Here is a 10,938-nt window from a genome sequence, read left to right on the forward strand (position 1 = left end):
GGAGAGCCGATGAAGCCCGCGACGAAGATGTTGTTCGGCGCGTCGTACAGGTCGGCGGGGGTGCCGATTTGCTGGACCAGGCCCTGTCGCATGACGCACCTTCTTGCCGTCGTCGGCCGCCAGGGCACCTGGCGCGCCCACCAGGTGCCCCTGTCCGGTGTCCGCGACAACCCCGATCACCTGCGGCAGCTGGAGTCCTGGCTGCGCTCGTACCGGCCCGAGGAACTGTTCGACGCCGAGGGCCGTCCGGTCGCGGACGTCCTCGCCTGCGTCCCCGACGGCACCAGGCGGCTCGGCGCCACCCCGTACGCCAACGGTGGACTGCTCGTCCGCGACCTGCCGGTCCCGTCCCTGGACGACTTCGCCGTCCCCGTCGACAAACCGGGCACGACGCTGCACGAGCCGACCCGGGTCCTCGGCGACCTCCTGGCCCGGGTCATGCGCGACACCGCCGACCGCCGCGACTTCCGCCTGGTCGGCCCGGACGAGACCGCCTCCAACCGGCTCCAGGCCGTCTACGAGGCCAGCGGCAAGACCTGGCAGGCCGAGACCCTGCCTGTGGACGAGCACCTGGACCGGCACGGCCGGGTGATGGAGGTCCTCTCCGAACACCTCTGCCAGGGCTGGCTGGAGGGCTACCTCCTCACCGGCCGGCACGGACTGTTCTCCTGCTACGAGGCGTTCGTGCACATCGTCGACTCCATGGTCAACCAGCACATCAAGTGGCTGCGCACCTCGCGCAGGCTGACCTGGCGCGCCCCCATCGCCTCCCTCAACTACCTGCTGACCTCCCACGTGTGGCGGCAGGACCACAACGGCTTCTCCCACCAGGACCCCGGCTTCGTCGACCACGTCCTCAACAAGAGCCCCGAGGTCGTCCGGGTCTACCTGCCGCCGGACGCCAACACCCTGCTGTCCGTCGCGGACCACGCCCTGCGCAGCCGCGACTACGTGAACGTGATCGTCGCCGGGAAGCAGCCCTGCTTCGACTGGCTGTCGATGGACGAGGCCCGGGTCCACTGCGCCCGCGGTGCCGGCATCTGGGAATGGGCGGGCACCGAGGACGGCACCGAGCCCGACGTCGTGCTGGCCTGTGCCGGTGACGTCCCCACCCAGGAGACCCTGGCCGCCGCGCACCTGATCCGCCGCCACCTGCCCCAGTTGTCCGTCCGGGTCGTGAACGTCGTCGACCTCGCCCGGCTGCTGCCCCAGGGGGAGCACCCGCACGGCATGAGCGACTTCGAGTACGACGGCCTGTTCACCACCGACAAGCCGGTGATCTTCGCCTACCACGGCTACCCCTGGCTGATCCACCGCCTGGCCTACCGCCGCACCGGCCACCAGAACCTGCACGTGCGCGGCTACAAGGAGGCCGGCACCACGACCACGCCGTTCGACATGGTCGTCCGCAACGACCTCGACCGCTACCGCCTGGTCATGGACGTCATCGACCGCGTCCCCGGCCTCGCGGTCCGCGCCACGGCCGTACGCCAGCTGATGGCCGACGCCCGCACCCGCCACCACGCCTGGATCCGCGAGCACGGCACCGACCTGCCCGAGATCGCCGAGTGGAGCTGGAACGCCTGAGCCCCGGGGGACGTCATAGGAGCCGGTAGGCTTCCCGTGCACGCGTGGAAGCTCGCAGGGAAGCCCAGGGAAAGGAACCGGCGTTGCACGTCCAGGAGTGGCTCGAAACCGTACCCGCGGTGGCCGTCTACGCGCTGGTGGGGCTGGTCATCGGCCTGGAGAGCCTGGGCATCCCGCTGCCGGGCGAGATCATCCTCGTCTCCTCCGCCCTGCTGGCGTCCCAGCACGGCGAGATCGACCCCGTCGTCCTCGGCGCCAGTGCCACGGCCGGCGCCATCATCGGCGACTCGATCGGCTACGCCATCGGCCGCAAGGGCGGGCGGCCCCTGCTGGCCTGGCTGGGCGACAAGTTCCCCAAGCACTTCAGCGAGGGCCACATCGCCACCGCCGAGCGCTCCTTCGAGAAGTGGGGCATGTGGGCCGTCTTCTTCGGCCGGTTCGTCGCCCTGCTGCGGATCTTCGCGGGCCCCCTCGCCGGCGTGCTGCGCATGCCGTACTGGAAGTTCCTCATCGCCAACGTCCTCGGCGGCATCGTCTGGGCGGGTGGCACGACCGCGGTCATCTACTACGTCGGCATCGTCGCGGAGTCCTGGCTGAAGCGCTTCTCGTGGTTGGGCCTGGTCGCGGCGGTCCTGGTGGGCCTCACGTCCATGCTGGTGATCAAGCGCAAGGCGAAGAAGGCGGGCCAGAACCTGGAAGCGGCAGAAGCACAGGTCCCTTAGGGCGCGGGGCTGTGTCCCTGTGCGGCTCCGCCGCGTGGGCGTGACAAGCTCCACGACGCCGGACCCGCCGAAAAGCCCTACGCATGCACATCCCGATGCGCCTTCGCCAACTCGGCGTACATCGTGCCGTTGAGGGTGACGCCCTGCCGCTCCTCCTCAGACAGCTCCCGCCGCACCTTCGCGGGAACTCCCGCCACCAGTGAGCCGGCCGGTACCACCATCCCCTGCGGCACCAGCGCCTGCGCGGCGACGAGCGACCCGGCCCCGATCACGGCTCCGTTCAGGACCGTCGCCCCCATCCCGATCAGACAGTCGTCCTCCACGGTCGCCCCGTGCACCACCGCGTTGTGCCCGATGCTCACCCGCTCGCCGACGTTCACCGGGAATCCCGGGTCGGCGTGCAGCGTGCTGTTGTCCTGGACGTTGCTGCTCGCTCCGACGGAGATCGTCTCGACGTCGCCGCGCACCACGGCTCCGTACCAGACGCTCGCGCCCGCTCCCAGTGTCACGCCCCCGATCACCGACGCCGTCGGCGCCACGAACGCCGTCGCGTCGATCTCCGGCTCTCTGCCGCCGATCCCGGTGATCATCGCCCGCTGCGCCATGTCCGCCTCCCAGAACGTCGTAGACAACGCGCACACCGTACGCCACCCGGTGGGGCGAAGATCACAGGCCGTCGACGCCGCGGGCGGAGCTACCGCTGAGTACCGTGAGCTCGTGCCGAAGCGCAAGAACACGTTCTCATCCTGGCGGCGGAGCCTCACGCAGCGCGCCGTCCATGCGGGCTGGGCCTGGTTGCAGCAGACGGCCTCCGTCACCGCCGAGCACCCCGGCCGGTACCGCTTCGGCGCCATGGGAACAGGTACCAGACTCGCCTTCCCGCTCGGCACGGTCTTCGGCGAGCCCTGGATCCATCTCGGCTCCCACTGCATCATCGGCGAGCAGGTCACCCTCACCGCCGGCCTCATGCCCGACCTCGACCTCGGCCCGGACCCCATCCTGCGCCTCGGTGACGGCGTCGTCCTGGGCCGCGGCAGTCACGTCATCGCCGACACGACGGTCGCGATCGGCAGCGACTGCTACTTCGGTCCGTACGTCTACGTCACGTCGACGAACCACTCCTACGACGATCCGCACGAGCCGATCGGCAAGCAGTGGCCGCGGATGGAGCCCGTGGAGATCGGGCCCGGCTGCTGGATCGGCACGGGAGCGGTGATCCTGCCGGGCGCCCGGATCGGGCGGAACGTGGTGGTGGCCGCCGGAGCCGTCGTGCGCGGCACGGTGCCCGACCACGCCGTGGTGGCGGGTGCGCCCGCCCGCGTCGTACGGCGCTGGACCCCTTCCGACGGCTGGCAGCCACCGCTGCGCACCCCGGCGCCGGTGCCGATACCGGAGGGCGTCACCCCCGAGCAGCTCCGTGCGCTGTCGGGCCTCGACGAGGAGACGGCGGCCCGGCTTGCGGAGCTGGACGAGGAGGCCGCGGCGGGACTCGCGGAGCTGGAGCCGGGGGCCTGAACCGCCGGGTTCGCCCGACGCCGCGTCACCTCGGAGCCCGCATCCGGGATTCAGCCCGGCGTCACAGCACCCCGACGCCGCGGCCGGGTTCAGCCCGACGCCAGCAGGACCGTCCCCACCAGGGCCAGACCCGCGCCCGCGGCCTGCACCGCCCGCAGCCGCTCGCGCAGGACGCCGCGTGCCGCCGCGGCCGTCACGACCGGGTACAGAGAGGCCAGCACGGCGGCGACCGTCACCGGGCCGTGCTGTGCGGCGATCGAGTACGTGCCGTTGGCGGCGACGTCGGCGAGGCCGACGAAGGCGAGGGCGGGCAGGGTGTGCCAGGGGAAGCCGTCCGCCGGAAGGGCGGGCGCCCCGCGGCGCACCGACACGAACAACGCGAGCCCGCCCGCGGCGACGTTCGTCACCCGCTGCACGAACAGGGCGAGGAACAGGCCGGTCAGCGTCGTCGACGCCTCGGCGATCAGGGCCATCACCGCGCCGAAGCCGAACGCCGCGAGCAGGGTCAGGGCGATGGCCTGCCGCTGGACGGGCGCGCCGCGGAACTGGGGACCGCCGGCCAGGCACACGCCGGCGACGGCCACCAGGATGCCGGTGAACTGCAGCAGGCCGGGGCGCTCGCCCAGCATCAGGCCCACCCCGACCGGCACCGCCACGCCGAGCGACCCCAGCGGCGAGACCACGCCCATCGGGCCGAGCGCGAGCGCCTTGTAGAAGGCGAGCATCGCCACCGGACCGACCAGCCCGGCCGCCACGGCGAACCACAGCTGCGGCCCCGCCTCGCTCCAGCCGCCGGTCGCCACCACGACCGCGCCGAGCACCACGACCGCGATCGACTGCGAGACCACGACCACCGTGAGCGCGGGCGTGCGCCGGGTCAGCAGACCACCGCCGAAGTCGGCCAGTCCCCACAACAGGCTGGTGGCCAGGGCGAAGAGCGCTGTCATGGCACGGATACCTCGCAGTACAGTTCAGTGAACGATCAGGTCAACCACACCATAGTGCACTGAATTGCACTGTGCCATACAGAATATTGGACGGAACGTGTCGGACCTCGACCTGCTGACCCAGTCCCTGGCGCGGAGCGTCAAGCACTGGCGCGCGGTGCGCGGCTTCACCCTGGACGTGCTCGCCGCCCGGGCGGGCGTCAGCCGCGGCATGCTCATCCAGATCGAGCAGGCCCGCACCAACCCCAGCCTCGGCACCGTCGTCAAGATCGGTGACGCGCTCGGCGTCAGCATCACGACCCTGCTCGACTACGAGCAGGGCCCGAACGTGCGGGTCATCCCGGCCGAGCAGGCCGTACGGCTCTGGCACACCGACGCCGGCAGCTACAACCGGCTCCTCGCGGGCACCGAGGCTCCCGGCCCGCTGGAGATGTGGGACTGGCGGCTCATGCCCGGCGAGGGCAGCCCGTCGGACCCGCACCCCGCCGGCACGACCGAACTGCTCCACGTCACGGCGGGCGAACTGACCCTCACCGTCGACGGCGTCGAGCACCGCGTGCCCGCGGGCGCCAGCGTCCACTTCGAGGCCAACGTCCCGCACACCTACGGCAACACCGGCGACGAGCCCATGGAGATGGTCATGGCCGTCTCGGTGCCGCCCGTGACCTGAGCGCCCGGTCCGCCTCCGGGCCGCTGTTGTTAGCGTGCGGCCATGCGCGCACCCATCGGACACTTCGACGACGCCCGACCCGCCCCGGCCTGCCTCGACGAACTCACCGGCCCGGTCGCCGACGCCGTACGCCACTGGCAGGGCAGCGTCCCCGCCGAGCAGATCGTGTACGTCGACACCGACCCGGAGTGGGCCGACACCGCCACCTTCGTGGAGCACTACGGGCAGGATCTGCTGGAACGGTCGGCGAACTGCGTGGTGGTCTCGGGCAAGCGGGGCGGTGAGTCCACGCTCGCCGCGTGCGTCGTGCTGTCCACCACCCGGGTCGACGTGAACGGCGTCGTGCGCCGCCGGCTCGGCGCCCGCAAGGCCTCCTTCGCCTCGATGGACACGGCCACCGGCGAGACCGGCATGGAGTACGGCGGCATCACCCCGCTCGGGTTGCCGGACGGCTGGCCCCTCCTGGTGGACGCCACCGTCGTCGACCTGCCGTACGTACTCGTCGGCAGCGGCCGGCGGCGCGGCAAGCTGCTGGTACCGGGCAAGGCGTTCGCGGAACTGCCGCATGCCGTCGTGCTGGAGGGGCTCGGGGTCTCCTGACCTACGCCGCGATGTGGTGGGCCAGCGGCAGATGCGGATCGCTCTCGCCCGGGGCCGGCTCGGGATCGGCGTGCACCAGGGCCGCGGTCAGCCGGGGTACCGCGTGCAGCAGCGCGTGCTCGGCGTCCACGGCGATGCGATGGGCCTCGCGCACCGTGACCTCGCCGTCCACCACGACCGCCACCTCGGCGCGCAGCCGGTGACCGATCCAGCGCAGCCGCAGCTCACCCACCCCGCGCACCCCGGGCACCTCGGTCAGGGCCCGCTCGGCGCGGTCCACCAGGGCCGGGTCGACGGCGTCCATCACCCGGCGGAAGACCTCCCGGGCGGCGTCCCGCAGCACCAGCGTGATCGCCGCGGTGATCGCCAGCCCGACGATGGGGTCGGCCAGTTGCCATCCCAGGGCCGAGCCTCCGGCCCCCACCAGCACGGCCAGTGAGGTGAAGCCGTCGGTGCGGGCGTGCAGCCCGTCGGCGACCAGTGCGGCAGAACCGATCGAGCGGCCGACGCGGATGCGGTAGCGGGCCACCCACTCGTTGCCGGCGAAGCCGACGAGGGCGGCCACGACGACCGCCGGGACGTGCTGGACCGGGCGCGGATCCAGCAGCCGGTCCACGGCCGTCCAGCCCGCGAAGGCCGCGGACGCGGCGATCGTCAGCACGATCACGAGACCGGCCAGGTCCTCGGCCCGCCCGTAGCCGTAGGTGAACTGGCGCGTGGCCGCGCGCCGGCCCAGGACGAAGGCGATCCCGAGGGGGACGGCGGTCAGCGCGTCCGCGGTGTTGTGCACCGTGTCCCCGAGCAGCGCCACCGACCCGGAGACCGCCACCACGACCGCCTGGGCCAGCGCCGTCACGCCGAGGACGACGAGCGAGACCCAGAGCGCCCGCATCCCGCGGGCCGAGGACTCCAGGGCGGAGTCGACCTTGTCGGCCGTCTCGTGGGAGTGCGGGGCGAGGAGGTGGGTCAACCGGTGGCGCAGGCCGTGCCGGTCGCCGTGGCCCGGCGGATGCCCATGGCCGTGCCCATGGGTGTGCTCATGGGTGTGCTCATGAGGGTGGGAGTGCTCGTGCCGGTCGCTCACGTGGATCCCCTTCCGGTGCGCGTGAGAGTGGACGTACCCGTGTCGTGGCGCCATTATGTGCGTATGAGCGCACGCATGCACCTGTCATCTGCGCATGACGCGCATCCGCGCAGTCCCGGCGAGGAGCAGTTCGCGCTCGCCGCCGAACTGCTTGCCCTGCTCGGGGACCGGACCCGGCTCGCCCTGCTGCACGCCTTGGCCGGGGGAGAGGCCGACGTCACGACGCTCACGCAGGCGTGCGGCGCGGCCCGGCCGGCCGTCAGTCAGCACCTGGCGCGGCTGCGCCTCGCGGGCCTGGTGGACACGCGCAAGGAGGGCCGCCGGGTGATCTACTCACTGCGCGACGGCCATCTGCGCCGACTCGTCGACGAAGCGCTGAACGTGGCCGACCACCGGCTCAGCGACCGGCCGCCGCACGACTGAGTACGGCTCGCTCAGTAGCGCGCCGCCGTCCCGAGGTACTGCTCGGCGAAGGCGACGGCCGCCGTGGGCGAGGTGAACAGACGGCGCAGCCGGGCGAGCGCGGTGCCCGCGCGGAACGGGTCGCCCGCCGCCGTGCCGTGGTACACCTCGGACAGCCACTGCGAGAACTCCTGGTAGTCCCACACGCGCCGCAGACACGCCTGCGCGTAGCCGTCGAGGCCGCTGCCGTCACCGGTGGTGAGCCCCGCGACCAGGGCGTCGCCGAGCAGGAAGGCGTCGTGCAGGGCGAGGTTCATGCCCTTGGCGGCGATCGGGGCGACCAGATGGGCCGCGTCGCCGGCGAGGAGGAGCCGGCCGTGCACCATCGGCTCGACCACGTAGTCGTGCATGTCCAGTACGCGCTTCTCGACCAGCCGGCCCTCGGTCAGCGGCGGCACACCGGCCGCCCCGAGCCGTTCCCGGAGCTCCGACCAGACGCGCTCGTGCGGCCAGTTCTCCACATCGTCGCCCGGCGGGCACTGGAGGTAGTAGCGGGTCACCTCGGGACTGCGGGGCATCTGGCCGGCGAAGCCGCGCTCGTGGCAGCCGAACAGCACGCAGTCGGTGGACGGCGGCGCCTCCGCGAGCAGGGCCAGCCAGCCGATGCCGTAGTCGTGCCGCGCGATCCGGACCCGCTCGGGCGGGAGCGAGGCCCGGGTCACCCCGCGCGCCCCGTCGCAGCCGGCGACGAAGTCGCAGTGCACGACCTGGCCTTCGCCCGTCTCGGGGCAGGTGTACGACACCCACGGCCGGTCGGTGTCGAGGTCGTGGACGCGCACGTCCCGGACGCCGAAGCGGATCGCGCCGCCCCGGACGTCGGCGTACTCGCGCACCAAGTCCGTCACCAGCAACGGCTGCGGGTAGACGAAGTGGTGACTGCCCGTCAGCTCGCCGTACGGGAACCGGTACCGCTCGCCGTCGAAGCGGAACTCGCACGCGGTGTGCAGCTCGGCGCGGTCCAGCAGGTTCCGGGCGAGGCCCCGCTTCTCCAGGCCGCGTACGGCCCACTCCTCGATGACCCCGGCCCGGGGCCGCTGTTCGATGAACTCCCGGGTCTCCCTCTCCAGCACCAGGCAGTCCACGGACGCGGCCCGCAGGATGTTGCCGACGGTCAGACCGGCGGGACCGGCGCCCACGACAACGACGGGAAAGCGTTGCGGGGCGCCGGAGTCGGCGGGCGGAAGGGGCTGGGTCATGCGCACATTATGGAGGCCGGTCTCAGTGCACGAGCACCTCCGCGACGGCCACCTCCTCGACGCTCCGCTCGATCTCCCCGTACAGGGAGGCCGTGGCCCGGGCCCAGCAGGCAGACGGGCAGCACTGGGCGGCCTTCCAGTCGAGCCGGGGCGCGTCGGGCTGGACGCGGTGGTCTCCCCGGGCGGCACCGGCCCGGACCGGGGCGCGGGTATTTCCTGGCGAACGCTTCAGGGTTTCTGTACGCCGTGATGAGACAGCCGTGGGATCTCGATCGCCGGGCAGCGGTCCATCACCATCTCCAGGCCCGCCGCGCGGGTCCGGTCGTACGCCGCCCCGTCGAGGACGCCGAGCTGGAACCAGACGCCCTTCGCGCCCTTGGCGACCGCCTCGTCCGCGACCGCTCCGGCGAGGTCGCTGTTCACGAACACGTCGACGACGTCCACGTCGAAGGGGATGTCCGCCAGGCTCGCGTACCCCTTCTCCCCGTGCACCGTCTCCGCCTTCGGGTGCACCGGCACGACGCGCTTGCCGAAGCGCTGGAGCACCGCGGCGACGCCGTACGCCGCGCGCTGCCGGTTCGACGACAGGCCCACCACGGCCCAGGTGTCGCCGAGCTCGGTGAGGATCCTGCGGACCGTTGCCTCGTCGCCGTACACCGGCGGCCTCCTCGGAAGTCGTGGACGAAGTGCTCTTCATGCAACGGCGCCGGGTGCGGGGTGATTCCCCGGGCGGCCTCCGTGATAGCTTGCCGAGGCCAGTCGAACCCATGTACGTGGGTCAGGGAATCCGGTGCGAATCCGGAACTGACGCGCAGCGGTGAGGGGGACGGGCGGGGCCTCGGCCACTGGACTCCCTCGCGGACGTCCGGGAAGGCGCCCCGGCCCGGGTGAACCCGAGTCCGAAGACCTGCTGGCGGCCCCCGCGGCCGCATGCGGCGGGGGAGCACCGTACGACCGGGCTCCGCGAATGGGCCCTCGACGCCTGAGGACTGGTTCCCGTGCCCCTCGCCCGACCCGCCCGTGCCGCCGCCCTGCTCGCGGCCGGCTCCCTGCTTCTGACCGCCTGCGGCGACACCACGTCCACCGACGCCGAAGCCGCCGTCACCCTCACCGACTGCGGGCACGAGGTCCGCGTCGCGGCCCCGCCCCAGCACGCCGTGTCCCTCAACCAGGGCACCACCGAGATCCTGCTCTCCCTCGGCCTGGCCGACCGCCTCGCGGGCACGGCCAACTGGACCGACCCCGTGATGAAGGGGCTGGAGAAGGCCGAAGCGAAGGTGCCGCGCATCGCCGACAACAACCCGTCCTTCGAACGCGTCCTGGACACCGAGCCCGACTTCGTCGCCGCGTCCTTCGTCTCCACCCTCGGCAAGGGCGGCGTCGCCACCCGCGAGCAGTTCGAGAAGCTCGGCGTCCCCACCTATGTCTCCCCGTCCGACTGCGCCGGCAAGGACAACTCGGGCGGCGGCGACGGCGCCCGCGACAAGGCCCTGGACATCGACGCCGTCTACGGCGAGGTCCGCGACCTCGCGACGGTCTTCGGGGTGAAGAAGCGCGGTGACGCACTCGTGGCCTCCCTCCAGCAGCGCATGAAGAAGGCAACGGCCGGCGTCGACGCCTCCGACGTCACCCTCCTCTACTGGTTCGCGAACTCCCAGTCGCCCTACCTGGCCGGCTGTTGCGGGGCGCCCGGCATCATCACCCGGGACCTCGGCGCGAAGAACGTCTTCGACGACACGCACGAGGAGTGGCCGCAGGTCAACTGGGAGACGGTCGCCGACCGCGACCCCGACGTCCTGGTCATCGGCGACCTGACCCGCAAGTCCCAGACCGCCGAGTCGGCCGCGAAGAAGATCGCCTTCCTGGAGTCCAACCCCGTCACCAGGAACATGGACGCCGTCCGGCACAAGCGGTACGTGCTCCTCAGCGGGCAGGCCATGAACCCGACCATCCGCACCGTCGAGGGTGTGGAGCAGGTAGCCGCCGGGCTGCGCCGGTTCGGACTGGTGAAGTGACCGCCCAGGGTCTGCCGGCTGTCGGGACCGGACCCCGGCGCCGGGACCGGAAGTACGGCACGCGGGCCGAGCACTATCCGGCCGTCGGCGAGTGCCTGATCGGCGCACTGAGTAAGTACGCCGCCGGCGTCTGGAACGCG

At 72.2% G+C, this 10,938-nt stretch carries 11 protein-coding genes, 1 pseudogene and 1 riboswitch; of the genes and pseudogenes, 7 read left to right on the forward strand and 5 right to left on the reverse strand.

Going from position 1 to position 10,938, the window contains the following annotated elements:
• Window positions 1–120 precede the first annotated feature (120 nt).
• Both ABZ281_RS19715 and ABZ281_RS19720 read left to right on the forward strand, forming a co-directional pair.
• A pseudogene (locus tag ABZ281_RS19715) lies at window positions 121–1,587 on the forward strand (phosphoketolase family protein); the annotation flags it as partial.
• An 83-nt stretch (window positions 1,588–1,670) separates the two neighbouring features.
• A complete protein-coding gene (locus ABZ281_RS19720; protein ID WP_356657141.1) occupies window positions 1,671–2,309 on the forward strand; it encodes a DedA family protein in 639 nt (212 codons plus the stop codon).
• A gap of 77 nt (window positions 2,310–2,386) precedes the next feature.
• Here ABZ281_RS19720 and ABZ281_RS19725 read toward each other — a convergent pair whose 3' ends face one another.
• Window positions 2,387–2,914 carry a gamma carbonic anhydrase family protein gene (locus tag ABZ281_RS19725; protein ID WP_356657161.1) on the reverse strand — a complete coding sequence of 176 codons (528 nt, stop codon included), beginning with the start codon at window positions 2,912–2,914 and terminating at the stop codon, window positions 2,387–2,389.
• Between the two features lie 112 nt (window positions 2,915–3,026).
• Between ABZ281_RS19725 and ABZ281_RS19730 the strand changes: the two genes are divergently transcribed.
• Window positions 3,027–3,824, forward strand: a complete 798-nt coding sequence (locus ABZ281_RS19730) for an acyltransferase (RefSeq protein WP_356657143.1) — start codon at window positions 3,027–3,029, stop codon at window positions 3,822–3,824.
• Between the two features lie 89 nt (window positions 3,825–3,913).
• On the opposite strand, the gene ABZ281_RS19735 is transcribed toward ABZ281_RS19730, so the two are convergent.
• Window positions 3,914–4,771 (reverse strand): DMT family transporter, encoded by an 858-nt coding sequence (locus tag ABZ281_RS19735; RefSeq protein ID WP_356657145.1) that lies wholly within the window; start codon window positions 4,769–4,771, stop codon window positions 3,914–3,916.
• A gap of 97 nt (window positions 4,772–4,868) precedes the next feature.
• Here ABZ281_RS19735 and ABZ281_RS19740 point away from each other — a divergent pair, with 97 nt between their 5' ends.
• Both ABZ281_RS19740 and ABZ281_RS19745 read left to right on the forward strand, forming a co-directional pair.
• Window positions 4,869–5,441 (forward strand): XRE family transcriptional regulator, encoded by a 573-nt coding sequence (locus tag ABZ281_RS19740; RefSeq protein WP_356657147.1) that lies wholly within the window; start codon window positions 4,869–4,871, stop codon window positions 5,439–5,441.
• A gap of 42 nt (window positions 5,442–5,483) precedes the next feature.
• Entirely contained in the window at window positions 5,484–6,041 is a 558-nt protein-coding gene (locus tag ABZ281_RS19745) for a YbaK/EbsC family protein (RefSeq protein WP_356657149.1), read from the forward strand.
• 1 nt (window position 6,042) lies between these two features.
• Here ABZ281_RS19745 and ABZ281_RS19750 read toward each other — a convergent pair whose 3' ends face one another.
• Entirely contained in the window at window positions 6,043–7,125 is a 1,083-nt protein-coding gene (locus tag ABZ281_RS19750; RefSeq protein ID WP_356657151.1) for a cation diffusion facilitator family transporter, read from the reverse strand.
• A 63-nt stretch (window positions 7,126–7,188) separates the two neighbouring features.
• Between ABZ281_RS19750 and ABZ281_RS19755 the strand changes: the two genes are divergently transcribed.
• Window positions 7,189–7,548 (forward strand): metalloregulator ArsR/SmtB family transcription factor, encoded by a 360-nt coding sequence (locus ABZ281_RS19755; protein ID WP_356657153.1) that lies wholly within the window; start codon window positions 7,189–7,191, stop codon window positions 7,546–7,548.
• Between the two features lie 11 nt (window positions 7,549–7,559).
• On the opposite strand, the gene ABZ281_RS19760 is transcribed toward ABZ281_RS19755, so the two are convergent.
• Both ABZ281_RS19760 and ABZ281_RS19765 read right to left on the reverse strand, forming a co-directional pair.
• Window positions 7,560–8,783: a 4-hydroxybenzoate 3-monooxygenase gene (locus ABZ281_RS19760; RefSeq protein WP_356657155.1), complete on the reverse strand. Its 1,224-nt coding sequence runs from the start codon at window positions 8,781–8,783 to the stop codon at window positions 7,560–7,562.
• A gap of 228 nt (window positions 8,784–9,011) precedes the next feature.
• Entirely contained in the window at window positions 9,012–9,440 is a 429-nt protein-coding gene (locus ABZ281_RS19765; protein WP_356657157.1) for a CoA-binding protein, read from the reverse strand.
• Between the two features lie 82 nt (window positions 9,441–9,522).
• A riboswitch (cobalamin riboswitch) is annotated at window positions 9,523–9,713 on the forward strand.
• A gap of 68 nt (window positions 9,714–9,781) precedes the next feature.
• On the opposite strand from ABZ281_RS19765, the gene ABZ281_RS19770 reads away from it, so the two are divergent.
• A complete protein-coding gene (locus ABZ281_RS19770; protein WP_356657159.1) occupies window positions 9,782–10,798 on the forward strand; it encodes an ABC transporter substrate-binding protein in 1,017 nt (338 codons plus the stop codon).
• Window positions 10,799–10,938 lie beyond the last annotated feature (140 nt).

This window comes from Streptomyces sp. NPDC006265, assembly GCF_040613555.1.
Taxonomy (GTDB): Bacteria; Actinomycetota; Actinomycetes; order Streptomycetales; family Streptomycetaceae; genus Streptomyces.